Consider the following 26,313-nt stretch of genomic DNA (forward strand, 5'->3'; position numbering starts at 1 on the left):
CATGCGTTATATCTCGACCCGCGGCCAAGCGCCGACCCTGACCTTTGAAGACGCCATGCTGACGGGGCTTGCCTCCGATGGTGGGCTTTATGTGCCGGAGAGCATCCCGACGCTGAGCGAGGCGGAGATCGCCGGGCTTGCGGGGATGTCTTACGAAGAGGCGGCGTTCACGGTGATGAAGCCCTTCATCGGCGAGACTTTTACGGATGCCGAGTTCAAAGAGATCATCGCAAAGGCCTATCAGGGCTTCAACCACGACGCCCGCGCGCCTCTGGTGCAACTCGGCCCGAACCACTTCCTGCTCGAACTGTTCCACGGGCCGACGCTGGCGTTCAAAGATTTTGCCATGCAGCTCATTGGCCAGCTGTTCCAAGCGGCGCTGGCGCGGCGTGGCGAACATGTGACTATCGTGGGCGCGACCTCGGGCGATACCGGCTCCGCCGCCATCGAGGCCTTCAAAGGGCTGTCGAACGTCGACGTCTTCATCCTCTTCCCGCATGGCCGGGTGTCGGATGTGCAGCGTCGCCAGATGACCACGCCCTCTGAGAGCAACGTCCATGCGCTGGCCGTCGAGGGCGATTTCGACGATTGCCAAGCTGCGCTCAAGGACATGTTTGCCGACATCGAGTTTCGCGATCACGTCAAACTGGCGGCTGTGAATTCGATCAACTGGGCGCGGGTGCTGGCGCAGGTCGTATATTACTTCACCTCCGCCGTCTCTCTGGGCGCGCCGCATCGTAAGGTCTCTTTCACCGTGCCGACCGGCAACTTTGGCGACATTTTCGCGGGCTATATCGCGAAACGCATGGGCCTGCCGATCGACAAGCTGGTGATCGCGACGAACCAGAACGACATTCTGCACCGCACGATGGAAACCGGCGCCTGCACCAAAGAAGGCGTGGTGCCGTCGATCTCTCCGTCGATGGACATTCAGGTGAGTTCCAACTTTGAGCGCGCGCTCTTCGATGTCTACGACCGCGAAGGCGCTGCGATTGCGCAGCTCATGGAAGAATTTAAATCCGGCGAATTCAAAATCTCCCAAGGCGCGATGGATCGCCTGCGCGATACCTTTGCGTCGGGTCGGGCGTCCGAGGCGGAAACCTCCGCCACCATCACCGACATGCACAAACGCACCGGCGAGGTGATTTGCCCGCATACGGCGGTGGCGGTGAAAGTCGCCGAAGAGCATCTGTCCGAGGTGCCGATGATCTCGCTCTCGACCGCGCATCCTGCGAAATTCCCGGCGGCTGTCGAGGCGGCTTGTGGCATCCACCCGGCGCTGCCCGAACATATGGCCGATCTGTTTGAGCGCGACGAGCGGTTTACGGTGGTGCCGAACGACCTAGATGGTCTTAAAACCCTGATCAAGGAGCGCCTTGCTTGAGCCCACGTATCCACACTCTGTCCAACGGTTTTCGGATCGTCACCGAACTTCAACCCTCGATGCAAAGCGCGTCGATTGGGGTTTGGGTGCTGGCGGGCGGACGCCATGAGCGGATCGAGCAGAACGGCATCGCGCATTTCCTCGAACATATGGCGTTCAAAGGCACGAAACGCCGCACGCCTCTCGAAATCGCGGAAGTCCTTGAGAACGTTGGTGGTTACCTGAACGCCTATACGACGCGGGAAACCACGGCCTATTATGCGCGGGTGCTGAAAGACGATGTGTCTTTGGCCTTGGATGTAATTGGCGACATCGTGTTGAACCCGATCTTCGATCCGCATGAGCTGGAGGTGGAACGCGGCGTGATCCTATCGGAAATTGGTCAGGCTCTGGATACGCCCGACGATGTGATTTTCGATTGGCTGCAAGAGGCGACCTACCCGAAACAGGCCCTTGGCCGGACGATTTTGGGGCCCGCCGAACGGGTGCGCAATTTTAGCCGCGACGATCTCGCGGGCTTTGTCGACGAGCACTATAGCCCCGAGCGCATGATCCTCTCTGCCGCAGGCAACATCGACCACGACCGCATCGTCGCCGAGGCCGAAGAGATTTTTGGCGGGCTCAAACCGCATGGCCGCGATTATGCGGATCCGGCGCGGTTTGAAGGCGGCGAATTTCGCAAGGTCAAGAAACTCGAACAGGCACATTTCACGCTGGCGTTCGAAGGCCCTGCCTATCGCGACGAAGACATCTACATCGCCCAGACCGCGACCACCGCTCTGGGCGGCGGCATGTCTTCGCGGCTCTTCCAAGAACTGCGTGAACGACGCGGGCTTTGCTATACGATCTATGCCCAATCCGGCGCCTATTCCGACACCGGGCTGACCACGATCTACGCGGGCACCTCCGGCGATCAGGTCGCGGAATTGGCCGAGGTCACGATTGACGAGATGAAACGTGCGGCGTCTGAAATGACGTTGGTCGAGGTCGACCGTGCACGCGCGCAGATCAAGGCGGGGCTGTTGATGGGGCTGGAAAGCCCGTCGTCTCGGTCCGAGCGCAACGCGCGGATGCTGGGCATCTGGGGCCGCATTCCGGAGCTTCATGAGACGGTCGAGCGGATTGACGCGGTGACGCTTGAGAATGTGCGGGAGTTTCTGGTGAAAACCGGCATGGGCAAGGCGTCGATGGCGCTTTACGGCCCGGTCAAAGCCGCGCCTGAGCTGGATAAATTGCGCGAAAGGTTCGCCGCCTGATGCTGTCGCGACGACCGAAGGTGCGGATCGAGACGGAGCGCATGACGCTTCGTCTGCCTCAGCATTCGGACTATCGCGCATGGGCGTCTCTGCGTCAGGAAAGCATGGAGTTTTTGCAGCCTTGGGAACCGACTTGGTCGTCGGATCATCTGACGCGCAAGGCTTTTACCAATCGTGTGATCTGGGCGGAGCGCAGCTTTCGCAATGACAGTGGCCTGCCGGTCTTCTTGTTTCGCCGCGAAGACGATGCGCTTTTGGGCGCCTTGACGCTCGACAATATCCGTCGGGGCCCTGCGCAGGCGGGGACCATCGGCTATTGGATCGGCGCGCGTCATGCCCGCCAAGGCTATATGAAAGAGGCCATCGCTGCCGTGACCCATCACGCCTTTGCCCGCATGCGCCTGAGCCGGATAGAGGCCGCGTGCCTGCCGGAAAACGTGGCCTCGCGCGGGGCTTTGGAAAAGGCCGGGTTCAAATACGAAGGCGTGGCGCAGGCCTATCTTCAGATCAACGGCCGCTGGCGCAACCATGTGCTTTATTCCGCGTTGCACCCGGATCGGCGCGGGCCGACCACCATCGGGCAGGCCTGATCGTCCTTTGCACAAAATTTTCTCCATGTCACCTTGAGGTTACTTTTGAGTCTTCTTATGTAACCCAAAGGTTACAGGAGAACTGATGATGAACCCGCTCGCCACCACGCGCCTCGCCGCAAACCTCTTGGTCACCGCCTTTGGCCTTGGGCTGCTTGCCCTCTATGGTTTTACAAACACCATCTCGTCAGAGCTTGTCCTCTGGCTCGGTGGGCTGGCCATTCTCGGTGGCCTCTCGCAATTTATCGTGTCCGTGATCTCACCGCGCAGCATTCGACCCGCCTGGGATGAAATGGCTGTGGCAACGCATCGCGGCGCCTATCAGTTCGGCTATTGGTGCGCTGTCATCGGATTCTGGCTCTTTTTCTTTTTGACACAATACTTTGAGACAAGTCTGAAAGGGGCGCTTTTGGTGCTTGGCATCCTGCTCATCTGCGCGCCCTCGGCGTGGATGGCGGTCGCAGGTCTTCGAAAATGAAGGCGCCCGCGCAGCTCATCGTGCATCTGAAAGAGCATCGCCTGAGGGTCGGGCTGACGCAGATGGAGCTGGCCTCGCAGGTCGAGGTGAGCCGCAAGACCATCAACACGGTGGAGAACGGTGTCTTTGTGCCCTCGACAGTCTTGGCCTTGCGGCTGGCAAAAGGACTCGGCGTGTCGGTGGAGGATTTGTTCCAATTGCCTGAGGACGGCTGACAAGGGTCAGATCGCTTTGCCGTGACCATCCACACGGTTCTGTGATGAGGGGCGCGGGGGGATTCGGGCCTAGCCTGTTCCTGATTTTGATCGGGAGACACGCATGCGAAAGACATTTTGCCAGCCTCTTTTTCTCAGCCTCGCCTTTTCTATCACCTCGACCATGGCTCAGGCCCAAGAGGCCGAGCGCATCCCAAGCCATTGTCGCTCTCTCGCCAGCGACACGGCTCCCGAGCGGCTGTGGCAGGTCTCTGTCGGCGCGCCAGTGCCACAGGACACCGTGCGCCTCCATTTCATCGACCATGCGATGTTTGCCATCGAGGCGGGAGACGTGTCGGTGGTCACAGATTACAACGGCTATATCGGCAACACGCTCTGGGCGCCCGATGTGGTGACGATGAACCAAGCCCATTCCAGCCATTACACCAATAACGTCCACGGCGATGTCGCGCATATTCTCGAGGGCTGGGGCGCCTATGGCGAAGGGGCTGAACACGACGTCGATCTCGGTGCCATGCGCATCCGCAATGTGCCGACCGACATTCGTCTCGGGGATAGCCGTGAGCCCAATGGCAATTCGATCTTCATCTTCGAGGCGGGCGGTCTCTGCATCGGCCATCTGGGCCATTTGCATCACGAACCCACCGAAGAACAATATGCCGCCATTGGGCGTCTCGACGTGGTCATGGCGCCGGTCGACGGCGGCTACACTGTGCCGCGCGAGGTGATGATGCGCATTGTCGAGCGGTTTCGCTCCTCCATCGTTATTCCGATGCATTATTTTTCGCGCTATGGTTTGAATGATTTCCTCTCGGGGATGGGCGACGACTTTGCGGTGGTCGAAACCCACGGCTCCGAGCTTTTGGTCTCGCTCGACCGTTTGCCGGGGCAGCCGACGATCATGGTGTTGGAGCCTCAGTTTCTTTCCGATTGAGACCTGGGGGGGCAGGGGCTACATCTGAGGCAAAGGAGCCTCACATGACCCAGCCTGCGACGCCCGACTTTCTTGCCTCTCTTGAGGCCGCCTTGCCGCCCGGCACCCTGCGGGCGCGCCGTGACGGCGAGTTGGAAGACCCGCGCGGGCGCTATCATGGTCAGGCGGCGGTGATCGCCTGCCCCGCGACGGTCGAAGAGGTCTCGACCATCGTGCGGGCCTGCTATGAGGCCTCCGTCGGCATTGTGCCTCTGGGCGGCGGCACCGGATTGGTGCTGGGCCAAATCGCTCATGACGGCCCCGCGCCGGTGATCCTGTCTCTGGGAAAAATGACCAAAATCCGAGGGGTCTACCCGCAGGAAAACGTCATCGTCGCGGAAGCCGGCGCGATCCTCGCCGACATCCAATCCGCAGCCTCTGAGGCCGGGCGTCTGTTTCCTCTTTCTCTGGGGGCCGAAGGCACCTGTCGCATCGGCGGCAACCTGTCGACCAATGCGGGCGGGCTCAATGTCTTGCGCTATGGCAATGCGCGTGAGCTGTGTCTGGGGATCGAGGCGGTCTTGCCAGACGGCCAGATTTTTCACGGCCTCAAACGCCTGCGCAAGGACAACACAGGCTATGACATCCGCAACCTGTTGATCGGGGCAGAAGGCACTTTGGGCGTGATCACGGCGGCCAGCCTGCGCCTCTTCCCACAGCCGGAACATAACGCCGCCGCGATCCTCATCGTGCCGTCCCCGGCCGCAGCCCTTGAGCTTTTGAACATGGCGCAGGGCATCGCGGGGGAGGGCATTTCGGCCTTCGAACTGATCTCTGGCATGGGATTGGATTTCCTATCTGAGACCGTCCCCGATATTCGCCAGCCCTTCGCGGATCATCCCGAATGGTGCGTGCTGATTGACCTCGGCGTGTCGGGCGCCTCGGACCCGGAGGCCATGCTCGCCACTCTGTTTGAGCGCGGCTTCGAGGCGGGGCTAGTCAGTGATGGCGTCATCGCCCAAAGCGAGGCGCAGCGGCAGGACTTCTGGACGCTGCGAGAGACCATCCCCGAGGGCAACAAACGCATCGGGTCGATCTCGTCGCATGACATTTCCATCCCGCTGTCGCGCATCGCCGACTTCATTCCTGAGGGCATCGCGCGACTGTCGCAACTGGGCGATGTGCGGGTGAATGCCTTTGGCCATCTGGGCGACGGCAACCTGCATTATAATGTCTTTCCGGCAAAGGGACGCGACCGTTCCGAGTATGAAAACATCCGGTTTGAGGTCAAACGTGTCGTGCATGATCTTGTCGCGGAGTATGACGGGTCGTTTTCCGCGGAACACGGCGTCGGGCGGCTCAAGGCCGAGGATTTGGAGCACTACGGCGATCCGGGAAAACTCTCCGCGATGCGGGCAATCAAGGCGGCGCTCGATCCCAAGGGCATCATGAACCCGGGCGCGGTTTTGCGGCATCAACTGGGCTGAGACGCGCTGAAAAAATAATTGCGTTAAGGTTAATCTCATTCAGGTTAACGCGGAGGAAAGGGGCGTGATCTCTCGCAAGCTGCGCGGCTTTTCCTCTGTCGAAAGACTCTCATGACGCGGTTGGGAAACGAAAAGCGCCCTGACCGGGGGGCGATCAGGGCGCGAAATGTGATTGCTCACATGTGGTGCAAACAGCGTCTCGGCTCCGCGAGACATGCACAGATTTACGTGCGAGTCGTTACCAAAGCGTTCACGCCGCACCGGATAGTTTCCGGGGGTCTTGCAAAAATATGTGTCATAACCCCTCGAATTCACAAAGGGTATGAATGTCATAGCCCAGATTGGCCAGCCGCTTGTGCCCGCCCAGTTCCGGCAGGTCGATAATAAACGCACAGCCCACGATCTCGCCCCCCAGCCGCTCGACCAGCTTGATCCCGGCCTCTGCCGTGCCGCCAGTGGCCAAAAGATCGTCGACCACGAGGATTTTCTCGCCGGGCTGGATCGCATCGTCATGCACCTCGACCACGGCCTCGCCATACTCGAGTTTATACTCTTCGGAGATCACAGCGCCCGGCAGTTTTCCCTTTTTGCGAATCGGCACGAAGCCGATCGAGAGCTGATGCGCGATGGCGCCGCCAAGGATAAACCCGCGTGCCTCAAGCCCCACCACCTTGTCGATTTGCAGGCCCACATAGGGATCGAGCAGCTGGTCAATCGCAAGCCGCATGCCGCGCGGGTCGGCAAAGAGCGTGGTGACATCGCGAAACAGAATGCCTTCATGCGGGAAATCGACGATGGTGCGGATGTAATCCTTAACGGTTTTCATGGTCTTCTAATCCGACTCTGAGCATTTCTTAAGTCAGACATATATTCATGTGATATCTGATGTGTTTTACGTGTGCGTCGGGCACCGAGAAAATGGTAAATATCATTCGGTAATGGCCGGGGCATTCCCTTCGTATCAGGCAAAACACTTCTCTGCATTAGAGGTGCTTCATACTGTTCCCATGCGGAGAAGGTTATATCAATATAATTTTCCATTTCGGCGGAATGCGCAACGATACCCTCACCCGTAAGGCCTTCGTTTTCATGCAATACTGTGATGTAGTCTCCCAGAGTTGGAATTTGGTGGCCTTTCTTAAGGTGAGGTATGCGTATGCTTAGGGCTTCATCCGGATATGCTGAAAATGGTTCATCTGTCGGTGACATAGCGACAAAATCTGGCATCTTTTACCCTCCCAAAACCCGCCCCGCGACGGTCGAAAGTTTTTCAATCATCAAAGGGTCGCGTTTGTCTGGCGCGGTCATGATTGCGTAGTCCAGCGCCCGGTCGCAGCCATGTTCGCAGGGGGCATAGACGCCCCCCAAAAGCCCCGGAAGCGCCGCAACGAGGGATTTCGCATGTGCGGTGTTGGCCTTCAGCGTGGCGAGAATATCGGTGATCTGCACCGCGCCGTGATCCGGGTGCCAGCTGTCGTAATCGGTGACCATGGCGATGGAGGCGTAGCAAATCTCTGCCTCGCGCGCGAGTTTCGCCTCCGGCATATTGGTCATGCCGATCACATCACAGCCCCAGCTCTCGCGGTACATTTTGCTTTCGGCCATAGAGGAAAATTGCGGGCCTTCCATGGCGAGATAGGTGCCGCCTTTATGCACCGTCACGCCGGTCGTACGCGCGGCCTCATAGGCAATTCCCGACAGCCGCTCACAGACGGGATGCGCGACCGAGACATGTGCGACGCAGCCGGTGCCGAAAAAGCTCTTTTCCCGTGCAAATGTCCGGTCGATGAACTGATCAATGATGACGAAATCGCCCGGCGCCATCTCTTCGCGGAACGATCCCACGGCGGAGACGGAAAACAGGTCCGTGACCCCCATCTGTTTCATCGCGTCGATATTGGCGCGGTAGTTGACGGTCGAAGGCGAGTGCACATGGCCACGTCCGTGGCGGGGCAGGAAAACCATGTTGACGCCGTCCAATGTGCCGGACAGGAGTGCATCAGACGGGTCGCCCCAAGGCGTTTCAACCCTCTGCCATGCGGCATCTTTCAGCCCGTCGATCTCATAGACGCCGGAGCCGCCCATCACGCCGATCACACGCTGTTGTCCTGTCATATCCGCCTCCTTGCTCGCCTGTTCGGGCCAACCTTGCGGCGCTGCAATGCGGCGCGCAAGAGGCAATTCGGAAAAGAACTGAGGAGGGTGGCTCAGGAGATGTGCGACAGGCGGCCTGAGCAGACTTGCCAAGGCGGGCTCTCGCACCGTAGAACGCTGCGCGTCCGAACACGCCGGGGATGAGATGCGGATCGAATTTGACACCGGGCCGTTGCAGAGCGGCAGCCTGTTCCAAAAGCCGAAAGAGACGGTCTTTGCCCGTACCCCGGGCGAGGTCGCGGAGGCCTTTGCCCGGCTTGAGACGGCTCTTGCCGAGGGGTATTGGATCGCGGGCGCGTTTTCCTATGAGCTGGGCTATTGCTTCGAACCGCGGCTTTTGCCTTTGTTGCCCGAGACGCGTGATGTGCCGTTGTTGGAGGTCGGGATTTACGAAGCGCCCGAAGCTTTGAGCGCACGGCCTTTCTCAAACGATGGCCAGACCGAAAAACAGCCCATTTGGGATGCGCCGCGCTATGCGGAGGCCTTTGCCGCCGTGGCGCATTACATCCGTGCGGGGGACATTTATCAGGCGAACCTGACCTTCCCGCTGACGCTCACCTCCGATCTTCCGCCGCGCGCGCTGTATGATCGGCTCAAGGCCCGCCAGCCTGTGGGCCACGGCGCCCTGATCGAGCGGCCGGATGGCACGGCAGTCTTGTCGCGCTCGCCGGAGCTGTTCTACGAGACCGACGGGGCGGGCGGCATCACCGTGCGCCCGATGAAAGGCACCGTGCCGCGTGGCGCAACGCCGGAGGAAGATATTGCGTCGAAAGAGTGGTTGGCCGCGTCTGAGAAAAATCAGGCCGAGAATCTGATGATCGTCGATCTCCTGCGCAATGACCTGTCGCGGGTCTCCGAGGTGGGATCGGTCAAAGTGCCCAAACTGTTCGAGATCGAAAGCTACGCCACCGTGCATCAGATGACCTCGACCGTGACCGCACGGTTGTTGCCCGAGATTGGCCTCTATGATCGTTTCTGCGCGCTGTTTCCATGCGGCTCTGTCACCGGCGCACCGAAGATTCGCGCGATGCAGATCATTCACGAACTGGAGGCCGGGCCACGCGGGCATTATTGCGGGTCTATCGGCTGGGCCGCGCCGGATGGGCGGTCGTCCTTCAACGTGGCGATCCGCACGCTGGAGATGGCGCAAGGCCGCGCGCGGCTGCATGTTGGCGGCGGTGTGGTCTATGACAGCGAGGCGCAGTCGGAATATGACGAGGCGCTGCTGAAATCTCGCTTTGCCGATTTGGAGGCTTTGTCATGAGTGATGTCATGAGCGATCCGTTCCGCATCATCGAGACCTTCGGTTATTTGCCGGAGCAAGGCATGACGCGGGGGCCGCGACACCTCGCGCGGATGGCGCGCACGGCGGCGCAGTTGGATGTGGCGTTCGATCCGGTGCAGGCCGAGCGCTTGATGGCGGAGTTTGACGCCGATACCCCGCGTCGGATGCGTATGACGCTGGATCGGGAGGGGGGGCTTGAGCTGCAAGACGCGCCGCTCGCGCCGTCCAAACCTCTGTTTCTCGTGCATCTGCATGAGACCCGCCTTGATCCTGCGGACCCGTGGCTTGTGGTGAAAACGACCGAGCGCAGCCTCTACGACCAAGCCCGCGCCGCCTTGCCCGAGGGTCTCGACGAGCTTTTGTTCCTGAACACGCGGGGCGAGATTTGCGAAGGCACGATCACCAATGTGTTTCTGGAGCGGGACGGCGACATGCTGACCCCCGCCGTGTCCTCTGGCCTCCTGCCGGGAGTGCTGCGCGAAGAGCTGCTGGCCGAGGGCCGTGTGAAAGAGGCGGTGTTGACCGAGGCAGACCTGCGCGCGGCGGAGCGTCTCTGGGTCGGAAATTCTCTTCGGGGCCTCATTCCTGCGCAATTGGTCGGGTGAGACGCCAAATCTGTTGCGGTCAAGCCACTCTTTGTGGTGAGAGGCACGGCTCCTGACTTTGCGCATCTGCGACAATCGCGCTAAGAGGAGCCAAACGCATTTCCTGACATCTGGGAGCCTCCCGTGATCCAATCCGCACTCGCGTCTTTCGCGAAGAACCTGTCTATTTCCGGAACCACATCGACCAAACTGACGCCTGCGCAGGCGAAAACCGATGTGCTTTCGGGCCTCACCGTGGCCTTGGCGCTGGTGCCCGAAGCTGTGGCTTTTGCTTTCGTCGCCCATGTTCACCCGCTCGTGGGGCTTTACGCCGCGTTCATCATGGGGTTGGTGACCGCCGTCTTCGGTGGGCGTCCGGGGATGATCTCTGGCGCGACCGGCGCCATCGCCGTGGTCTTTGTGGCCCTCGTGATCGAACATGGTGTTGAATATCTCTTCGCCACCGTCGTCCTCATGGGCATCTTGCAAATCCTTGCGGGGATTTTCCGCCTCGGCAAGTTCATCCGCCTCGTGCCGCATCCGGTGATGTTGGGGTTCGTGAACGGGCTGGCCATCGTGATCTTTCTCGCCCAGCTCACCCAGTTCAAGGTGCCCGGTTCTGACAGCTACATGACCGGCATGCCGCTCATCATCATGCTGGCTCTGGTCGGTCTGACCATGGCCGTGGTGCATTTCCTGCCAAAGGTGACCAATATCATCCCGGCGCCGCTGGCGGGCATTCTGATCACCGCCGTGGTGGTGATTGCCTTTGGCATCGATGTGCCGCGCGTGGGTGATATGGCGCAGATCAAGGGCGGTTTGCCGACCTTCCACATCCCGTCCGTGCCGATGTTCGAGAACATGGAGAGCTTTCTCGCCACGATGAAAATCATCCTGCCCTACGCGCTCATTGGCGCGGCTGTGGGCCTCATTGAGAGCCTTCTGACGCTCAACCTCGTGGGTGAGATCAAGGGTGAGCGCGGTGGTGTCTCGCAAGAATGTCTGGCGCAGGGCGCAGGCAATGTGATCTCCGGCTTCTTCGGCTCCATGGGCGGCTGCGCTATGATCGGCCAGTCGATGATCAACGTGAAATCCGGCGGGCGCACCCGTCTGGCGGGCATCACGGCGGCGTTGTTTTTGCTCCTGTTCATCGTGGTGGCCTCACCGCTCATCGAACAAATCCCGCTGGCCGCACTTGTCGGCGTGATGTTCATGGTGGTGATCGGCACCTTCGCGTGGAACTCCTTCAACGTGATGCTGAAAGTGCCGCGGGTTGATGCTTTCGTCATCGTGCTCGTGACCGTCGTTACCGTGCTCGAAGACCTCGCGGTCGCCGTGGTCGTGGGGGTGATCGTTTCCGCACTGGCCTATGCCTGGCAAAACGCCTCGCGTATTCATGCCAAAACTTACGAGTCCCCCGAGGGTGCGAAGGTCTACCAAATCCAGGGCCCGCTGTTCTTTGGCTCCGCCGAGGGCTTTTCCGAGCTCTTCGATCCGGCCAACGACCCCTCCATGGTGATCGTCGATTTCGCCGACAGCCGCGTTGCCGACCAATCTGCGCTCAACGCCATCGAAAGCCTCGCTGCGAAATACGAAGCGCTGGGCAAGGAAATCCAACTGCGACACCTGAGCCGCGATTGTCACCGGCTTCTGTCCAACGCCGGTCACCTGATGGTCGATAGCGACGATGATCCGGATTACCAAATCGCTACCGATTATGTCGTGCGCACCGGAGTTCTGGGCGCTGGGCATTAAGAATTCAAAAGGGGCCACATGGCCCCTTTTTCGTGCTAGGTTATCCCATGATCACCGACCCCGACGAATTCTTCACCAAAGGCTGTGGGCGCTGCGCGCGGTTCGAGACATCAGACTGCTCTGTTCAGGCGTGGGCTGGTGCACTGTCCCAACTTCGGCGTATCTGCGATGAGGCGGGTCTGTCTGAGACCGCCAAATGGGGGCATCCGTGCTATATGCATGCGGGACGAAATATCGTCATTCTAGGCGCGTTTCGCGGGGATGTGAGGCTGACCTTTTTCAACGCCACTTTGCTCAAAGACCCCAAAGGTCTTTTGCAAAAGACGGGCAAAAATTCACAGCATCCCGACATCATCAGTTTTCAAAGCGCAGAAGAGGTTTTGAGCTTGGAGCCGCAGCTGCGCAGCTATCTCGCTGAGGCGATGGAGTATGCACAGCAGGGGATTAAGCCGAAGGTCGAGACACGCGACATAGAGTTGCCGCCTGAGTTGATTGAGGCCCTGGCCGATGATCCCGAGCTGTCAACGGCCTTCTACGCGCTCACGCCGGGCCGCCAGCGCAGCTACGCGCTCAATCTAAATGGCGCGAAACAGCCAGCAACCCGGGTTGCCAGAATCGAGAAATTTCGTCCCAAAATCCTCATGGGGAAGGGCGCGACCGAGCGCTGAACACCGCACGCGACGAAAGACTTAAATGGCGTCAGTCATTCGGACGCGTCAGTTCAAACACTTCCGTGACCTCGGCGTAATCGCGATACCCCAGACGCGACAGCATGCGGGCTTTCACCACATCGAACCGCCCGTCCACGATCAGGTCGGGGCGGATGTGGATGCCGACGACTTCGCCAAAGACCACGTGATTGTCCTTGCCTGCGAGCTGAACGATCTGGGTCATCTTGCATTCCAAGGAGGCCGGCGCATCCTCGACCCGCGAACAGGCAATCTCGCGACAGGGCGCACGCAGCGCGCCGGATTGGGTGAACTCGTCTTCCTCGAACTCAAGCGCGGCAGAGGAGGCATTCATCACCGCGATCTGGTCGGCGCCCACCAGGTTGACGCAAAACTCGCCGGTCTCACGCAGATTGCGCAGCGTGTCTTTCGAGCCGATCGAGGCAAACATCACCTGCGGCGGCACATAGGCGACCGCGTTGAAAAACGAGTAGGGCGCGAGGTTTTCATGTCCGGATGAGGCGCGTGTCGAAATCCAGCCGATGGGGCGCGGCGACACGATGGCGTTGAACGGGTTATGCGGCAGGTTGTGACCATCGCTGGGGCGGTAATACATCTTGGGCTATGTCCTCTGTCTCGCGTTTTCTTCGCGTTGCTCACCATTTAGGGCTGTGATAGCAGAAATCCGAGCCAAATCCGCGCGCAAAATCTGTGCGCTGAGAAAGGGATAAGCGTGTATCAGATCGAGACAGAGACACCGGCCGATCTTTGGGAGGTGGAAGCCCTCTATGACACTTGTTTTGCGCCAGGGCGGGAGCTTTTGTCCTCCTATCGTCTGCGCGATGGGGTCGAAAAGGTCACGGATCTCTGTCTTTTGGCCCGCGATGAGCATGGCGTTCTGGCCGCCGCGATCCGCTATTGGCCCATTCGCATCGGCGCGGGCGAGCATCGTGCGCTCTTGTTGGGGCCCATCGCGGTGCACCACACCCGTCAGGGCGAGGGCCTTGGCGGCTTGCTGATGAACGAGTCGATGGCCGAGGCCGTGCGGCTCGGCTGGCAGCGGGTGATGTTGGTCGGCGACGCGCCCTATTATTCTCGTTTTGGCTTTGAAAAGCTCGACCATGTCGAAATGCCGCCGCCCACGAACCCGGAGCGGGTTTTGGGTGTGGCTCTGCGTCCCGGTGCTTGGGACGGGGTCGAGGGGCTTGTCCACAAGGACGACTGACCCCATCTGTTAAGGCATGGAAAAATTGCCGACCCTCACCGATGGCGCACATGCCGTGTTGCAAGCTCCGACGCCGGAGGCGATCCGCGCGCTGGCGCGGCGTCTGAAACGTGCGAACCATCCCGGCATGCAATTGCTCAATATTGTTGGCGGCACGGCGGACGGGCTGTTCGGCAAATTGCCTGACAAAATCAGAAATCAACTTGAGGGCGCGACGCTCTCTGCGCTGGAACTGGCGTTTGAGGGGGCTGCGCGTGGGCGGCGCTCGGTCAAAGGCGGCACTTGGATGTCGCGCGCGGTGACCTCGGGGCTGGGGGCTGTGGGTGGCATTGGCGGGCTGCCGACCGCTCTGGCGGAATTGCCGGTCACCACGACCGTGCTGCTCCACGCGATCCAAGGCGTTGCCGAAGATCACGGCTTTGATCCCTCCCGCGACGATGTGCGCAAGGCCTGTATTCAAGTTTTTGCCGCCGCCGGGCCTTTGGAAGAGGACGATGGGGCCGATCTCGGGTTTATCGCCGCGCGCACCACGCTGACGGGGGCCACGCTGAACGGGATTATTGCCAAGGTCGCGCCGCGTCTCTCGGTGGTTTTGGGGCAAAAACTGGCGGCACAGACCGTGCCGGTGCTGGGCGCCGTAGTGGGGGCTGCGACGAATTACGCCTATACCGCCTATTATCAGGACATGGCGCATGTGAGTTTCGGCATGCTCCGCATGGCCGAGGACAGCGATCTGTCCTTCGAAGAGTTGAAAGACTTGCTGCGGGCGGAAATGGCGCGCTGAGGCGGTCCTGTCGCGCGCCGTCTTTGGATCAGAGCATAAACCCCTGTTTGACCAGATAGGCACTCAGATCGTCCCGCACGGATTGCGCCCCGGCATCGGCGGACTGATCAATCACACGCGCCACCTCGTCGAGGTCGAGCCGGCGCAACATCGCCTTCACCGGGCCGATCGAAGCCGGGCGCATCGACAGCGTGCGCACACCCATCGCGGCCAGAGCGACCGCCTCCAAAGGCCGCCCGGCATCCTCGCCACAAAAGGACACCGGCGTGTCGAATTTATCGCAGCGTTCAACGATCTGACGGATGAAGCTCAGGAAGGAATAATTCAGCGTGTCATAGCGCCGGCGCACCCGCTCGTTTTCGCGGTCAGCGGCGAAAAAGAACTGTTTGAGGTCGTTGCCGCCGATGGAAATGAAATCGGTCTGTTGGAAAAACAGATCGGGCGCGAAGGCCAGAGAGGGGGTCTCCAACATTGCGCCAATCTCGACCGACGACGGCGGCACGTAGCCCAGCTTTTGCTCGGACTCGAGCACATCCTCCAGAATCGCCCGCGCCTGACGGTATTCGTCGAACTGCGCCACAAAGGGGAACATGATCGTCAAAGGTCGGCCCGAAGCGGCACGGATGAGCGCCTGAAGCTGCATCCGCATGACGCCGCGTTTATCAAGCCCCACACGGATCGCGCGCCACCCCATCGCGGGGTTCGGCTCGTCCTGCGGCTTCATATAGGGCAGCACCTTGTCGGAGCCGATGTCGAGGGTGCGGAACACCACACGTTTGCCGCGTGCCGCATCCATGACGCGGGCGTAGAGCGAGGCCAGCTCGCCCCGGCGCGGCACCTTGTTGCGGATCAGGAACTGCAATTCGGTGCGGAACAGGCCCACGCCCTCGGCGCCTGAGGAGGCCAGCGACGGCAGATCCGCCATCAGACCGGCGTTCATATGCATGTTGATGTGCCGACCACAGAGCGTCTCGGCGGGCAGGCCCACCAGACCGGCGTAGCGTTGCTGCGCCTCGGCTTGCATCGCGATCTTGTCGCGGAAGGCGGCGGCGACCGTATCTTCTGGCCGCAAATGCACCACGCCCTGATCGCCATCGACCAGAATGGCGTTGCCGTTCAGCGCCTCTGTCGTGATGCCCTCGGCGTGAATGACCAGAGGAATCGCCCAGGCGCGGGCCACCACGGCGGCATGCGAGCCGACGGAGCCTTGTTCCAAAACGATGCCTTTGAGGTCCTTGCCATAATCCAGCAACTCGCCGGGGCCGATGTTGCGGGCGACGAGGATCGGGTTCTCGGGCATCTCGGCGCCGGTCTCATTGCCTTGGCCGGTCAGAATGCGCAGCAGCCGGTTCGACAGATCGTCGAGATCGTGCAGGCGCTCGCGCATATAGGGGTCGGGCACTTGTGCCAGTCGCGTGCGGGCCGCGCCCTGTTCCTTTTCGACGGCGGCCTCGGCGGAGAGGCCCCGGTCGATGTCCTCTTCCATCCGGCGCATCCAGCCGCGGGAATTGGCGAACATCCGGTAGGCCTCAAGCACCTCGCGCTGATCTTTCTCGCCGGGTTCGACGGCGGCCAACATGCTGTCGACGGAAATGCGCAACTCGTCCACCGCCTTGCGCAGGCGGTCCTTTTCCACATCAGGGTCATCGGCCACCGGGTTGGTGACGACGACGCGCGGCTCGTGCAGGTAGACATTGCCCTCGGCGACACCTTCCTGGCCCGTCGCGCCGCGGAACATCACCGGATGCTGGTGAAGCGCGGCCATGCCGCCTTCATCACCGATGAAAGCGCCCAGTTCTGTCATTTCGGCCAACACCATGGCGACCACTTCGAGGGCATAGACCTCGTCCTCGGTAAAGGCGCGGGCCTCTTTCGATTGCACGACCAGAACGCCGAGGATTTCACCGAGGCGCTGGATCGGCAGGCCCAGAAAGCTGGAGAACAATTCCTCGCCGGTTTCGGGCATATAGCGAAAGCCACGCTCAGAGGGCGCGTCGGCGGCGTTGACCATGAGGCGGGTGCGCGCAACCCGGCCCACGAGGCCCTCGCCGATGCGCATCCGGGTCTTGTGCACGGCTTCGGGTTTGAGACCTTCGGTGGCGCAAAGCTCCAGCGTGTCGGCGTCGCGGAAAAGATAGATCGAACAGACCTCGGTCTGCATGCTGTCGGCGATCAGATGGGTGATGCGGTCGAGACGTGCCTGACCGGCACTGTCCTCGGCCAGCGTGTCCCTGAGCCGGCCCAAAAGCTTCCGGCTTTCGCTTTCCAGATTATGCACCATGTCCCCGTCGGTCTTGTTTTGCGCCTTCATGATGGGCGTCAAATTCTTTAGAGCACAGATGTGGCTTTTGCCCAGAAAAATCAACCGCGCGACGGCGGCTCGGCCAAAATTTGCGTGGAAAATGCGTGGAAAAAGTGCAGAAAAATCCGCAACTTGTGGATGCAGGTGCAGAAAATTCGTGCTGCGTGTGCGTCTTGGTCGGTGTTTTTGCGACTCCGTCAGGCGTCTGTGATCACAAAATATTCGGGTATGCTTTCATCTTGCTGATGAGTTGCGCCGAAAGTCGCCGAGCCGCTTTGCGGGCTCTGGCTAAGGGCCCGGCATCTGCGTAGCCTGCGGGCAAGACGTCGTGAGAGCGCAACAGGCAGGTGGGTGAAATGGGAAATAAGGTGGGGCGGGCAAAAGCCATGACACAGTCATGGTCACGATCTTTCAGGCGCAAATTGCACCGCTACACGCAGATTTCGCTCTGTGTCTCATGCAGCGGGCTGGCCGTGCCTGCCTTTGCCGAAGAGGCGGCTTGGGACTGGCGCGCCGGGGATTTGATTTTTCGCTCCGGGCTGGACCCTATGGATGATTTGATCGCTGAGGCCACGCAGACGGAGTTCGGTTCGGTGGCGATTGTGCGCGCCGGGAGCGGTGGGCCGCATGTCGTCTATGTCGATGCGGAAGAGGGCGTGACCGAAGCGATGCTTGCGAACTTCGTCAGGGGGCTCAGTGCGTCGGACTATGCGGTCTATCGCCTGCAAGACATGGCCGACTGGGGGCAAGGCGATAGCCCCATCTCCTACAATGCGCTTCTCGTGGCCTATGGTCAGGGGGCGGATCGGTTCCGCCTTATGGGCGGGGAGACATATTACGGTGCGGAACTGGTCTATCTGGCGGCTTTGGGGGCAGGTGTCGCGTTGGGGGCGCCTGTGAGGCTCGCGGAGTTGGCGCAGGGCCATCCGGAGCTTGAGGCCGCTTTCCTGACCGGTTGGCAGGAGCATCCCTATTGCACCTATGTCGTCAGCCGCGATGCCTGTTGGGATGTGCTGAAGGGGACGGCCATTGTGACCACGGCGGGCATTCAGGGGGCCTCTGGCCTCGAACGCCTTTACCCCTTGCCTGAATAACTTTTTTGTTCAGCCAAAAGATCTAGGGAGAGTTTAGATGAAACGCAGAGACTTCATGCTTGGTGCGGCGATCTTGCCTTTTGGGGCTGAAATGGCGCGCGCTCAGGACGTTGCAGACACATATATGCAGGCGCAGGAGCGGGCTCTGACGGCGCGGATCGGGGTCTGTGTTCAGAACCTCGCGACGGGGCAGATGTATCAACGTCGCGGCGCAGAACGCTTTGCCATGTGTTCGACATTCAAAGCCTCGTTGGCCGCATTGTGCCTGCGTGAGGCGGATCGTGGGGCGCTCGATCTGGACGAACAGTTGACGTTTCGCGCGTCAGAGCTTTTGCCGACCTCGCCGGTGACCAAACGTCACGCTGACGCAGGCAAGCTCGACATCCGCAGCCTGTGTCAGGCGGCGGTGGAATATAGCGACAATACGGCGGCAAACCTGTTGCTGGCGCGTGTGGGTGGGCCTGCTGCCGTGACGCAGTTTTTCCGCGATATGGGCGATCCGACAAGCCGGTTGGACCGGATCGAAATGGCGCTGAACTCCAGTATTCCGGGCGATGAGCGGGACACGACGACGCCTCTGGCCATGACGCAGAATGTGCGGCGGATGACGATGCCGAGAGGTATTCTGTCGGATGGATCCCGCGCACATCTGGTCGATTGGATGCGCAACGAACAAAATGCGAAAAACCGGATCAGGGCGGCGGTCCCAAGCGACTGGGTGGTCGCCAATAAACCGGGGACAACGCCCAATGGAGCCGCCAATGACATCGCCGCGCTTTGGTCCCCGGAGGGCACGCCCTTTGTCATGAGTGTCTACATCGACACCGAAAAAGGTCAGGCCCGCGCGGCGGTTGATGCCATGCGCGGCATCGCGGAGGTCGCTTTGGCCAAGGTGCTCTGAGGGAGGATTCAGGCTTTGGTCTTTCCGATCCGTCCGAGGTGGGTGAACTCAAAGCCCTGCGCGGATTTCAAACCGTACCCAAGGGCGCGATCAAAGCCGGCATGGGCGATCCATACGAGCCCAAGCGCCGTGGAGACAGGTGCCTCGCCAAGCCAGCCGAAAAGCGCGATAGCTGCGCCGGAGGCATAGAGATGCGTGAGATTGTAGGCGATGGCGCCGGCGCGCGGGCCGAAGGCATAGCCTGCAAACGACAGGTCGGGGGCGAAAAACACAAGCACCATGGCCCATAGGGGCAGGGACGCGCCCATGGTCCAGAGCAGGGTGAGGCAGATCGCAAAAATCAATGCGCCCTCAAGGCGTTGCCAAAGGATCATTCGACGTCCTCCTTTGCACAAAAGAAAACCCCCGCAGAGCGCGGGGGTCTATGTCTTGCAGTGAAGCCTTGGCTCAGGCGGCGTTCAACTCGAACGCATCGTGCAGGGCCTGAACGGCCAGCTCTGTGTATTTGCGGTCGACCAGAACGGAGATTTTGATCTCGGAGGTGGCGATGACCTTGATGTTGATGCCTTCGTCGGAGAGCACTTTGAACATCTTGGCGGCGACACCCGATTGCGAGCGCATGCCGATGCCGACGAGCGAAATTTTCGCCACATCCGTGTCGGAGATCAGCTCGCCAAAGTTGAAGGCACCACGGTCCTTCGCCGCGTCCAGAGCCGCTTTGGCGCGGTTCACCTGATCGACGGGGCAGGAGAAGGTCATGTCGGTGCGACCCTCTTCGGAGATGTTCTGAATGATCATGTCGACATTCACGCCCGCCTCGGCCAGCGGGCCGAAAATGGCGGCGGCGATGCCGGGGCGGTCAGCGACCGACACGAGGGTCATTTTGGCTTCTTCGCGGGAGGCGGCAATGCCCGAGACTGGTTTGTTTTCCACGATATCCTCCTCGGCACAGATCAACGTGCCGGCATTGGGGTCATATTCCTCGAAAGACGACAGGACGCGCAGGCGCACGCCGTAACGCATCGCCAGTTCGACCGACCGGGTCTGAAGCACTTTCGCACCCAAAGACGCCAGTTCTAACATTTCTTCGAAAGCGATCTTGTCGAGCTTCTGGGCTTTGCTCTCGATCCGCGGGTCGGTGGTGTAGACCCCGTCCACATCGGTGTAGATGTCGCAACGCTCGGCCTCAAAGGCGGCGGCAAAGGCGACGGCGGTGGTGTCAGAACCACCCCGGCCCAGCGTGGTGATGCGGCCCTCGGGCGAAATGCCTTGGAAACCCGCCACGACCGCGACTTTCATGCCTTCGCCAAATTTGGCGAGGATGTTCTCCGGCGGGATCTCTTCGATCCGGGCGGCGCCATGCGCGGAGTTGGTCTTGAGCGGCACTTGCCAGCCCTGCCAGCTGCGTGCGGGCACGTCCATTTCCTGAAGCGTCAGAGCCATGAGGCCTGCGGTCACGTTCTCGCCCGAGGAGACAACGGCGTCATATTCACGCGCATCATACATCGGAGAGGTTTCGTTCACGTAGCCCACGAGCTTGTTGGTCTCGCCGGACATGGCGGAGACCACGACGATCACGTCGTAGCCATTGGCAACCTCGCGGCCGACGCGTTTCGCGGCGCGTTTGATTTTGTCGAGCGTGGCGACGGATGTACCGCCGAATTTCATCACGAGAATTGGCATCTCTGGCCTTATCCCCCGTCGTCAGAGTGGTCACGGTTCTCTAAGTGGCTTGGGCGCCAAGCGCAAGAGTGGCGCGTGTGCCCGGTGTATATTTTGCTGAGTATTTTTACAGCAAAGGAGACTTAATATGCGTGCGGATGCCCGTCCCAAGTCAGGAAGCAACCGGTGGAGCTGAGCGACAGCTCGGCAAAACGATCCGCCAAGCCATTGGCGGCCATGGTCGCCGTGATCTCGGCAGAGGCACCGCCCATATCGGTTTGGACCCAGCCGGGGTGATAGATGCCGACCGAAATGCCGTCCGATTTGAGATCGGTGGCAAGGTTGCGGCCAAGGTTCAAAGCGGCGGCTTTCGAGGCGCGGTAGATGTAAGAGCCGCCGGGCGCGCGGGTGTGGGATGCCATCTGCGACGAGATGATCGCGATCTTACCACGCGCGGCGCGCAGAGCGGGCAGGAACGCCTGCACGGTCAGGAAGACGCCGGTGACATTGACGGCGAATTCTTCGGCCCACATCTCGGCGGGGTAGTCGGTGTCGAGCGATTGGCCGCGGTCCAGATAGAGCCCGGCGTTGCAGACCAACAGGTCCAGTGGGCGATCTTTCAATGTGCTGGCCAGACCCGAAACGCTTTGCGGGTCTTTGACGTCGAGCGGCAAAAGACCGTCCGCGCCGCGGGTCGAGGTGCCGGTGACCTCATAGCCGCGCGTGCTCAGTTCAGATTTCAGAGCCGCGCCAATGCCGCGCGAGGCGCCGGTGATGAGAGCCGTGTCCATGTCAGTGCCTTTGAGTGAGTTCAGTTCAGTTTGCGTTTCGGCGTGAAGGGCAGCGGCAGGACCGGCACCCCCTCTTCCAAAAGCGCCTTGGCGTCGTCCAGTTTCGCCTCGCCGTAGATCGCCCGCGCAGGCGCCTCGCCCTCGTGAATTTTGCGCGCTTCCTTGGCGAATTCGACGCCGACGTAATCGGAATTGGCCTCCACCTCGGCGCGCAGTTTGGCGACCGCCTGTTCGACCTCTTCGGCCGTGGGGCGTGGCGGCTCCATCGGGGAGGTCTGTGTGGGCGGAGCAGAGGCGGGCGCTTCGGAGGCGGGGAGTTCGGGTTTGCGCGCCGTGCTGACACGGGGGGCCATCATCGCCTTGAAGACCTGCGACGTGCCGCAGGTCGGGCAGCTCAACTGACCGTTTTCGCAAAGCGTCTCAAAGGCTTCGGCGGAGCGAAACCAGCTTTCGAATTGATGCTCTTTGGAGCATTTGAGCATGTAGCGGATCATGACCGGCGCGTTTCCCAAGATCAGGCCTTTAGAATAGGCCTTGTCCGGGGGCTTTGCAATGCGACCGCTCTCAAAGGCGATAGAGGCGCGGGTTGAAATGGCGGATGATCTGGGCCAGCTCCGGTTCATCCACAAGGCTTGCGGCCTTTTTGGCGGAGACCCATTTGCGTTTGCGTTCATTGGCTTCGGGGTAGCGATCAAAGACCCAGCGTGCCTTGAGTGGAAACACCGCAACGACGCAGGGCATCGGCAATTCGCCATCGCGGGGATATTTGAGATAGGAATAAAGCCCGATGCAGATGGGGGCGGGCCGGCCCTTGATCCCGGCCTCTTCCCAGGCTTCGGTGGCGGCGGCTTGCACGGGGGTTTGCCCATCCATCGGCCAGCCTTTCGGGATGATCCAGCGTTTGCGGCGCCGCGATTTGACCAGAAGGATTTGCAGCTTGTCCTTACGCCAGCGCCAGATCAGCGCGCCGAACTGGGTGCGCACGCCGTCCTTGCCGCTTTGTCCGAGTTTCACCGGATGTTGTCTTGGGCGTATCAATGACACCTGCTCTTCCCTCAATGTCTGAGTGCGGCGGGCCCTCCTCCAAAGCGTGGAAAAACACGCTTGCACCCGGTTTGTCGCATCAGAGTAACAGAAGAAGTATCAAAGCCCTGTGACGGCTGGAAAGAAAAATCGTTTCACGCGCCGTTTCTCGGCGGAAACGACGGGCTTTGGGTTATTTCAATGCTTGTAATTTGGGCAGATCGGCCAGAGCAGCCCAAAAGGCCTCCTGCCGAAGCTGGCTTTCGCGCAGCGGAATGAGCGCGACGTGGGCCTGTTCAGTCATCGCTTTGGCGCGATCCGGGTCCGACATCAGCGCGCTTGCGGCCTCTGCAAGAGCGGTCGCATCGGAGAGATCCAGCGCACCGCCCGCGCGGTCAAGAGCGTCATAGGCGGCAGCATGGTTGGAGACATGCGGGCCGTGCAGGATCGCGGTGTCGAATTGCACGGGCTCATAGGGTGTGTGCCCGCCGTGGTCCGTCAAAGAGCCGCCGACGAAGGTGATGCCTGCCAGGCGATACCAAAGCGCCATTTCGCCCAGCGTGTCGGCGAGGTAGATCGGCGCGCCTTCGGGGGCCTCACCTTTCGAGCGCCGTGCAAAGCTGAGCCCTGCGTGGGTCAGCTCCGTCGCGATGGTTTCGGCGCGCGACGGGTGGCGCGGCGCGAGGATCAGGCGCGCGTCAGGATGGGTCTGTTGCAGGCGGTGAAAAGCCTCAAAGATCGGACGCTCCTCGCCCGCGTGGGTCGAGGCGGCGAGCAGGGTCTTGTCTCGACGAAACGTCTTTTGCAGGGCCTTCAATTCCGCCTCGGGTGCGGTGGCCAATTCGACCGTGCTTTTGAGGTTCATTCGCGGCAGAAGTGTAGCCGCGGGCAGGCCCAGTTGCAGCAACCGTTGTTCGGAGGCGGTGTCTTGTGCTGCGAGTTTGGTGATCGCGTTGATGGTCTGGCGGATGGTGCCGCCGAGCAGAACGCCCATCTGCCCCCAACGCTGCGCTGTGCGCTCTGACATGCGGGCGCCTGCGACGACCACGGGGATGTCATGGCGGGCGAGCGTCACAAAGCGGTTGGGCCAAATCTCATTTTCCAAAGAGATCAGCGCGCAGGGGCGGGTGGTGGTTAGAAACCGTTTCAGCACAAGGCGCAAATCCATCGGCGCGAGCCGGGTCGTGACGCGGGGCAGGGCCCAACCCGCGACCATTTTGCGCGCGCTCACCGTGTTTACCGTCACGAGAATGTCGAGGCCGGGGGCGCGGCGGAGCGCCTCTTCAATCAGCCCGCGTGCGGCGGTCAACTCGCCATTGGAGGCGCCGTGAATCCACAGAAGAGGTGCTTTGGTGCGGGGGATCGTATTGAGGCCCGCGCCGAAACGTTCCGCCAGATCGGACAGGCCCTCGCGCCCGCGCAGCACTTGCCGCAGCAGCATGAGCGCAAAGAGTGGGCTCAGCAGGGTCAGGAGGGCACGGTAGAGAAGCAAGACAGTCGTCCGATCAATCAAAATTGCACATTCGCTTACGCGGTGAAGCCCCGTCTTGGCAAGGGGGCGGGCAGATCAAGACACGTGCAAGATTTAGAATTGATCTAAGTCATGGTTCATTTTTAGAGAGATTCTAATTTGGTCGAAGACGCGCGACAAATCAATTGCATCCATGATGCGAGGGAGAAATTTATGAAACTTTTACCGCGTTTTGCCCTGTTGACGAGTGCCGCCATTTTGGGCGCCTCAACGGCTTCGGCCAATGAGCTTCGGGACTATGCGCTCGATTTCTTTAAACCTTTGCCCTCGACGGTGCCTGCGGTGGCGGACAACCCGATCACGGCGGAAAAGATCGATCTGGGCAAAGCATTGTTCTTTGATCCGCGGCTGTCGGCCTCGGGTGTGTTCTCCTGCTATTCCTGCCACAATCTGACGACCGGCGGGGACGACAATATGGAGACCTCTGTCGGCCATGGCTGGCAAAAAGGTCCGCGCAATTCGCCGACCGTTTTGAACGCCGTGTTCAACGAGGCGCAGTTCTGGGACGGGCGCGCAGCGGATTTGAAGGCGCAGGCGAAGGGGCCGATTCAGGCCGGGGTCGAAATGGCCAACACGCCGGAGAATGTCGTCGCGACCCTGTCGTCGATGGGGCAATATGTGGAGTGGTTCGAGGAGTCCTTCCCGGATGAGGCCGAGCCCGTCACATTCGACAATATGGCCAAGGCGATCGAGGCCTTCGAGGCCACGCTTTTGACGCCTGCGCCGTTTGATTCCTGGCTCAATGGCGATGACAATGTGCTGTCTGCTGAAGAGCTGGCCGGGCTTGAGCTGTTCCTGGACAAGGGCTGTGTCGCCTGTCATGCCGGTGTGAACGTCGGCGGCGAGGGGTATTATCCCTTTGGTCTGATCGAAAAACCCGGCTCTGACATTCTGCCCGAGGGCGACCGGGGGCGCTTTGCCGTGACCGAAACTGTGGACGATGAATATGTCTTCCGCGCCGGGCCGCTGCGCAACATCGCGCTGACGGCGCCCTATTTCCATTCCGGCAAGGTCTGGGATCTGAAAGTCGCGGTTCAGATTATGGCGGAAAGCCAGCTGGGCGAAGAACTGACCGAGGATGAAGCCGGCCAGATTGTGGCCTTCCTTGGCTCCCTGACGGGCACATTGCCGGCGATCACTCTCCCGGTTCTGCCTGTCGAGACCGCAACGACGCCGCGTCCGACGGCAGAGGTGATTCCGAACTGAGGCCGCTTAGGTCCCTTAAATGACGAAAGCCCTCGCAGTGCAGCGGGGGCTTTCACGTTTAGGGGCTCAGGTGTCACTGGGTTCCGGGGTGTTGCGGGCCAGGAATGCCTGCATCATGTTCATGCCGATCCGATCCACCAGCTCGGAAGTATGATGCTGACCGAGATAGTGATAATGGGTGCAAACGGTGAGCAGCCGTTCGATCACCTCGGCTTCGCGCGCGGTCAGATGCGGGTGGCGATGCGCGCGGGCGTTGGCCGGGCTATGTGCGGAGTTGCTGACCAAAGCCATGCGAATCTCTGCTGACAGCGTCAGACAGGGCTGACCCGGAGGCAGGGCGATTAAAAGTCGCCGTCTCTGACGTGGGGAGGACACAGACATCGCATCAAACTCATTTCTGACCGCTTTGGGCGGGGAGGGGTAAAGGGGCTTGGTCGGAGCAAAGCTCAGGGCGTTAGCAATTCCAGGATATGGGCACGCAATTGATGAGGTTGGGCGGCTAGAAAGGCAAAGGCCGATGCGCTGGGCGTATATCGCAAGAGATCAAGTACACTGTCCGGCCCCGCTTTGAAAGCGATCAAAGACGAGCCGTCTTCCGGCGGGATGCGGCGATGGACATTGATGGCGATTTGCGCCAACTCGTTGCTGTCCGGGTCGCATTCCACGACGATCAGTTTGAAACGTTCGGCTTCGAAATGAGCGCTGAGTTCATCGGAGGAGGTGGCCAGTCTGGGATTGAGGGTGGCCGTCGCGGAACGCGCAAGGCTCTTTTCCTCTGCGACCAGGCTGAACACGAGAAGATCGTATTGCGAAAGCTGCATGCGGCTTTCCTCCTTATCGAGGGAGGCGCCCGCAGAACCGGCTCTGCCTGCACTGAGCGCGGAGGGTCTGCCCATGCGGTTGGGGCCTGTCTGCATATATGCGGGGTTGGTGGCTACTTGGGGCGTGACACGACGTCCGACAGGGCAACGTACGGCAGGGGCATGCGTCTTGGGCATGCTGACGCCTCGGGGTATGAAGTTTTG

The 26,313-nt window shown here is 60.7% G+C and carries 29 protein-coding genes; 16 read left to right on the forward strand and 13 right to left on the reverse strand.

Annotated elements, in window-relative coordinates; all coding sequences use genetic code 11:
* The first annotated feature begins 1 nt into the window (after position 1).
* From thrC to LC094_RS17890, 7 genes are all read left to right on the forward strand, one after another.
* Positions 2-1,384 carry a threonine synthase gene (gene thrC, locus LC094_RS17860; RefSeq protein WP_226554157.1) on the forward strand — a complete coding sequence of 461 codons (1,383 nt, stop codon included), beginning with the start codon at positions 2-4 and terminating at the stop codon, positions 1,382-1,384.
* The gene (locus LC094_RS17865) at positions 1,381-2,640 is read left to right on the forward strand and encodes a M16 family metallopeptidase (protein ID WP_226554158.1); all 1,260 of its coding nucleotides are present in this window, start codon (positions 1,381-1,383) and stop codon (positions 2,638-2,640) included. The genes thrC and LC094_RS17865 overlap by 4 nt, the downstream gene beginning before the upstream one ends.
* On the forward strand, positions 2,640-3,230 hold the full coding sequence (locus LC094_RS17870; RefSeq protein WP_226554159.1) for a GNAT family N-acetyltransferase: 591 nt from the start codon (positions 2,640-2,642) through the stop codon (positions 3,228-3,230). Before LC094_RS17865 ends, LC094_RS17870 begins: the two co-directional genes overlap by 1 nt.
* A gap of 85 nt (positions 3,231-3,315) precedes the next feature.
* Complete coding sequence (locus tag LC094_RS17875; RefSeq protein WP_226554160.1) at positions 3,316-3,708, forward strand: hypothetical protein; 393 nt, start codon at positions 3,316-3,318, stop codon at positions 3,706-3,708.
* Positions 3,705-3,923 (forward strand): helix-turn-helix transcriptional regulator, encoded by a 219-nt coding sequence (locus LC094_RS17880; RefSeq protein WP_226554161.1) that lies wholly within the window; start codon positions 3,705-3,707, stop codon positions 3,921-3,923. Before LC094_RS17875 ends, LC094_RS17880 begins: the two co-directional genes overlap by 4 nt.
* Positions 3,924-4,026: 103 nt before the next feature.
* The gene (locus LC094_RS17885) at positions 4,027-4,857 is read left to right on the forward strand and encodes an MBL fold metallo-hydrolase (RefSeq protein WP_226554162.1); all 831 of its coding nucleotides are present in this window, start codon (positions 4,027-4,029) and stop codon (positions 4,855-4,857) included.
* Between the two features lie 44 nt (positions 4,858-4,901).
* Positions 4,902-6,323 (forward strand): FAD-binding oxidoreductase, encoded by a 1,422-nt coding sequence (locus LC094_RS17890; RefSeq protein ID WP_226554163.1) that lies wholly within the window; start codon positions 4,902-4,904, stop codon positions 6,321-6,323.
* Between the two features lie 295 nt (positions 6,324-6,618).
* Here the strand turns inward: LC094_RS17890 and LC094_RS17895 are convergent, their stop codons facing one another.
* The 3 genes from LC094_RS17895 to LC094_RS17905 are packed head-to-tail and all read right to left on the reverse strand — an operon-like array spanning position 6,619 to position 8,438.
* Positions 6,619-7,149 carry an adenine phosphoribosyltransferase gene (locus tag LC094_RS17895; RefSeq protein ID WP_226554164.1) on the reverse strand — a complete coding sequence of 177 codons (531 nt, stop codon included), beginning with the start codon at positions 7,147-7,149 and terminating at the stop codon, positions 6,619-6,621.
* On the reverse strand, positions 7,146-7,550 hold the full coding sequence (locus tag LC094_RS17900) for a hypothetical protein (RefSeq protein WP_226554165.1): 405 nt from the start codon (positions 7,548-7,550) through the stop codon (positions 7,146-7,148). The genes LC094_RS17895 and LC094_RS17900 overlap by 4 nt, the downstream gene beginning before the upstream one ends.
* A gap of 3 nt (positions 7,551-7,553) precedes the next feature.
* Complete coding sequence (locus LC094_RS17905) at positions 7,554-8,438, reverse strand: S-methyl-5'-thioadenosine phosphorylase (protein WP_226554166.1); 885 nt, start codon at positions 8,436-8,438, stop codon at positions 7,554-7,556.
* 184 nt (positions 8,439-8,622) lie between these two features.
* Between LC094_RS17905 and LC094_RS17910 the strand changes: the two genes are divergently transcribed.
* The 4 genes from LC094_RS17910 to LC094_RS17925 all read left to right on the forward strand — a co-directional run bounded on the left by LC094_RS17910 (position 8,623) and on the right by LC094_RS17925 (position 12,769).
* Positions 8,623-9,741, forward strand: a complete 1,119-nt coding sequence (locus LC094_RS17910) for an aminodeoxychorismate synthase component I (protein ID WP_226554167.1) — start codon at positions 8,623-8,625, stop codon at positions 9,739-9,741.
* Positions 9,738-10,367, forward strand: a complete 630-nt coding sequence (locus tag LC094_RS17915; RefSeq protein WP_226554168.1) for an aminotransferase class IV family protein — start codon at positions 9,738-9,740, stop codon at positions 10,365-10,367. The genes LC094_RS17910 and LC094_RS17915 overlap by 4 nt, the downstream gene beginning before the upstream one ends.
* Before the next feature lie 123 nt (positions 10,368-10,490).
* On the forward strand, positions 10,491-12,101 hold the full coding sequence (locus tag LC094_RS17920; RefSeq protein WP_226554169.1) for a SulP family inorganic anion transporter: 1,611 nt from the start codon (positions 10,491-10,493) through the stop codon (positions 12,099-12,101).
* 47 nt (positions 12,102-12,148) lie between these two features.
* On the forward strand, positions 12,149-12,769 hold the full coding sequence (locus LC094_RS17925; RefSeq protein ID WP_226554170.1) for a YdeI/OmpD-associated family protein: 621 nt from the start codon (positions 12,149-12,151) through the stop codon (positions 12,767-12,769).
* Positions 12,770-12,800: 31 nt separating this feature from the next.
* Here LC094_RS17925 and LC094_RS17930 read toward each other — a convergent pair whose 3' ends face one another.
* Entirely contained in the window at positions 12,801-13,385 is a 585-nt protein-coding gene (locus tag LC094_RS17930; protein ID WP_226554171.1) for a flavin reductase family protein, read from the reverse strand.
* Positions 13,386-13,502: 117 nt separating this feature from the next.
* Between LC094_RS17930 and LC094_RS17935 the strand changes: the two genes are divergently transcribed.
* Entirely contained in the window at positions 13,503-13,994 is a 492-nt protein-coding gene (locus LC094_RS17935) for a GNAT family N-acetyltransferase (RefSeq protein WP_226554172.1), read from the forward strand.
* Between the two features lie 16 nt (positions 13,995-14,010).
* Positions 14,011-14,778, forward strand: coding sequence for an EcsC family protein (locus LC094_RS17940; RefSeq protein ID WP_226554173.1), 768 nt, complete (start codon positions 14,011-14,013; stop codon positions 14,776-14,778).
* A gap of 28 nt (positions 14,779-14,806) precedes the next feature.
* Here the strand turns inward: LC094_RS17940 and ptsP are convergent, their stop codons facing one another.
* Positions 14,807-17,059: a phosphoenolpyruvate--protein phosphotransferase gene (ptsP, locus tag LC094_RS17945; RefSeq protein ID WP_226554226.1), complete on the reverse strand. Its 2,253-nt coding sequence runs from the start codon at positions 17,057-17,059 to the stop codon at positions 14,807-14,809.
* Positions 17,060-17,466: 407 nt separating this feature from the next.
* On the opposite strand from ptsP, the gene LC094_RS17950 reads away from it, so the two are divergent.
* The gene (locus LC094_RS17950; protein ID WP_226554174.1) at positions 17,467-18,174 is read left to right on the forward strand and encodes a C40 family peptidase; all 708 of its coding nucleotides are present in this window, start codon (positions 17,467-17,469) and stop codon (positions 18,172-18,174) included.
* A 37-nt stretch (positions 18,175-18,211) separates the two neighbouring features.
* On the forward strand, positions 18,212-19,075 hold the full coding sequence (bla, locus tag LC094_RS17955) for a class A beta-lactamase (protein ID WP_226554175.1): 864 nt from the start codon (positions 18,212-18,214) through the stop codon (positions 19,073-19,075).
* Between the two features lie 8 nt (positions 19,076-19,083).
* On the opposite strand, the gene LC094_RS17960 is transcribed toward bla, so the two are convergent.
* From LC094_RS17960 to LC094_RS17985, 6 genes are all read right to left on the reverse strand, one after another.
* A complete protein-coding gene (locus tag LC094_RS17960) occupies positions 19,084-19,449 on the reverse strand; it encodes a DUF4260 domain-containing protein (protein ID WP_226554176.1) in 366 nt (121 codons plus the stop codon).
* A gap of 73 nt (positions 19,450-19,522) precedes the next feature.
* A complete protein-coding gene (locus LC094_RS17965; protein ID WP_226554177.1) occupies positions 19,523-20,758 on the reverse strand; it encodes an aspartate kinase in 1,236 nt (411 codons plus the stop codon).
* Between the two features lie 122 nt (positions 20,759-20,880).
* Positions 20,881-21,528 (reverse strand): SDR family NAD(P)-dependent oxidoreductase, encoded by a 648-nt coding sequence (locus LC094_RS17970; protein ID WP_226554178.1) that lies wholly within the window; start codon positions 21,526-21,528, stop codon positions 20,881-20,883.
* A 20-nt stretch (positions 21,529-21,548) separates the two neighbouring features.
* Positions 21,549-22,151, reverse strand: a complete 603-nt coding sequence (locus LC094_RS17975; RefSeq protein WP_404815044.1) for a DUF1178 family protein — start codon at positions 22,149-22,151, stop codon at positions 21,549-21,551.
* Positions 22,093-22,542 carry an NUDIX hydrolase gene (locus LC094_RS17980; RefSeq protein ID WP_226554179.1) on the reverse strand — a complete coding sequence of 150 codons (450 nt, stop codon included), beginning with the start codon at positions 22,540-22,542 and terminating at the stop codon, positions 22,093-22,095. Before LC094_RS17980 ends, LC094_RS17975 begins: the two co-directional genes overlap by 59 nt.
* A gap of 202 nt (positions 22,543-22,744) precedes the next feature.
* Positions 22,745-24,043 carry a 3-deoxy-D-manno-octulosonic acid transferase gene (locus tag LC094_RS17985; protein ID WP_226554180.1) on the reverse strand — a complete coding sequence of 433 codons (1,299 nt, stop codon included), beginning with the start codon at positions 24,041-24,043 and terminating at the stop codon, positions 22,745-22,747.
* A gap of 192 nt (positions 24,044-24,235) precedes the next feature.
* Between LC094_RS17985 and LC094_RS17990 the strand changes: the two genes are divergently transcribed.
* On the forward strand, positions 24,236-25,288 hold the full coding sequence (locus LC094_RS17990) for a cytochrome-c peroxidase (RefSeq protein WP_226554181.1): 1,053 nt from the start codon (positions 24,236-24,238) through the stop codon (positions 25,286-25,288).
* Positions 25,289-25,354: 66 nt separating this feature from the next.
* Here the strand turns inward: LC094_RS17990 and LC094_RS17995 are convergent, their stop codons facing one another.
* On the reverse strand, positions 25,355-25,579 hold the full coding sequence (locus LC094_RS17995; RefSeq protein ID WP_226554182.1) for a hypothetical protein: 225 nt from the start codon (positions 25,577-25,579) through the stop codon (positions 25,355-25,357).
* Positions 25,580-25,734: 155 nt separating this feature from the next.
* Entirely contained in the window at positions 25,735-26,109 is a 375-nt protein-coding gene (locus tag LC094_RS18000; protein WP_226554183.1) for a hypothetical protein, read from the reverse strand.
* Positions 26,110-26,313 lie beyond the last annotated feature (204 nt).

It is taken from the genome of Celeribacter naphthalenivorans (genome assembly GCF_020524585.1).
Lineage (GTDB): Bacteria > Pseudomonadota > Alphaproteobacteria > Rhodobacterales > Rhodobacteraceae > Celeribacter > Celeribacter naphthalenivorans.

Excerpts from the sequence above, each read along its gene's own strand:
- thrC (WP_226554157.1), top strand. The coding sequence starts at position 2 with ATGCGTTATATCTCGACCCGCGGCCAAGCGCCGACCCTGACCTTTGAA.
- LC094_RS17870 (WP_226554159.1), top strand. The coding sequence starts at position 2,640 with ATGCTGTCGCGACGACCGAAGGTGCGGATCGAGACGGAGCGCATGACG.
- LC094_RS17875 (WP_226554160.1), top strand. The coding sequence starts at position 3,316 with ATGATGAACCCGCTCGCCACCACGCGCCTCGCCGCAAACCTCTTGGTC.
- LC094_RS17880 (WP_226554161.1), top strand. The coding sequence starts at position 3,705 with ATGAAGGCGCCCGCGCAGCTCATCGTGCATCTGAAAGAGCATCGCCTG.
- LC094_RS17885 (WP_226554162.1), top strand. The coding sequence starts at position 4,027 with ATGCGAAAGACATTTTGCCAGCCTCTTTTTCTCAGCCTCGCCTTTTCT.
- LC094_RS17890 (WP_226554163.1), top strand. The coding sequence starts at position 4,902 with ATGACCCAGCCTGCGACGCCCGACTTTCTTGCCTCTCTTGAGGCCGCC.
- LC094_RS17895 (WP_226554164.1), bottom strand. The coding sequence starts at position 7,149 with ATGAAAACCGTTAAGGATTACATCCGCACCATCGTCGATTTCCCGCAT.
- LC094_RS17900 (WP_226554165.1), bottom strand. The coding sequence starts at position 7,550 with ATGCCAGATTTTGTCGCTATGTCACCGACAGATGAACCATTTTCAGCA.
- LC094_RS17905 (WP_226554166.1), bottom strand. The coding sequence starts at position 8,438 with ATGACAGGACAACAGCGTGTGATCGGCGTGATGGGCGGCTCCGGCGTC.
- LC094_RS17910 (WP_226554167.1), top strand. The coding sequence starts at position 8,623 with ATGCGGATCGAATTTGACACCGGGCCGTTGCAGAGCGGCAGCCTGTTC.
- LC094_RS17915 (WP_226554168.1), top strand. The coding sequence starts at position 9,738 with ATGAGTGATGTCATGAGCGATCCGTTCCGCATCATCGAGACCTTCGGT.
- LC094_RS17925 (WP_226554170.1), top strand. The coding sequence starts at position 12,149 with ATGATCACCGACCCCGACGAATTCTTCACCAAAGGCTGTGGGCGCTGC.
- LC094_RS17930 (WP_226554171.1), bottom strand. The coding sequence starts at position 13,385 with ATGTATTACCGCCCCAGCGATGGTCACAACCTGCCGCATAACCCGTTC.
- LC094_RS17940 (WP_226554173.1), top strand. The coding sequence starts at position 14,011 with ATGGAAAAATTGCCGACCCTCACCGATGGCGCACATGCCGTGTTGCAA.
- ptsP (WP_226554226.1), bottom strand. The coding sequence starts at position 17,059 with ATGGTGCATAATCTGGAAAGCGAAAGCCGGAAGCTTTTGGGCCGGCTC.
- LC094_RS17950 (WP_226554174.1), top strand. The coding sequence starts at position 17,467 with ATGACACAGTCATGGTCACGATCTTTCAGGCGCAAATTGCACCGCTAC.
- bla (WP_226554175.1), top strand. The coding sequence starts at position 18,212 with ATGAAACGCAGAGACTTCATGCTTGGTGCGGCGATCTTGCCTTTTGGG.
- LC094_RS17960 (WP_226554176.1), bottom strand. The coding sequence starts at position 19,449 with ATGATCCTTTGGCAACGCCTTGAGGGCGCATTGATTTTTGCGATCTGC.
- LC094_RS17965 (WP_226554177.1), bottom strand. The coding sequence starts at position 20,758 with ATGCCAATTCTCGTGATGAAATTCGGCGGTACATCCGTCGCCACGCTC.
- LC094_RS17970 (WP_226554178.1), bottom strand. The coding sequence starts at position 21,528 with ATGGACACGGCTCTCATCACCGGCGCCTCGCGCGGCATTGGCGCGGCT.
- LC094_RS17975 (WP_404815044.1), bottom strand. The coding sequence starts at position 22,151 with ATGAACCGGAGCTGGCCCAGATCATCCGCCATTTCAACCCGCGCCTCT.
- LC094_RS17990 (WP_226554181.1), top strand. The coding sequence starts at position 24,236 with ATGAAACTTTTACCGCGTTTTGCCCTGTTGACGAGTGCCGCCATTTTG.
- LC094_RS17995 (WP_226554182.1), bottom strand. The coding sequence starts at position 25,579 with ATGGCTTTGGTCAGCAACTCCGCACATAGCCCGGCCAACGCCCGCGCG.
- LC094_RS18000 (WP_226554183.1), bottom strand. The coding sequence starts at position 26,109 with ATGCAGCTTTCGCAATACGATCTTCTCGTGTTCAGCCTGGTCGCAGAG.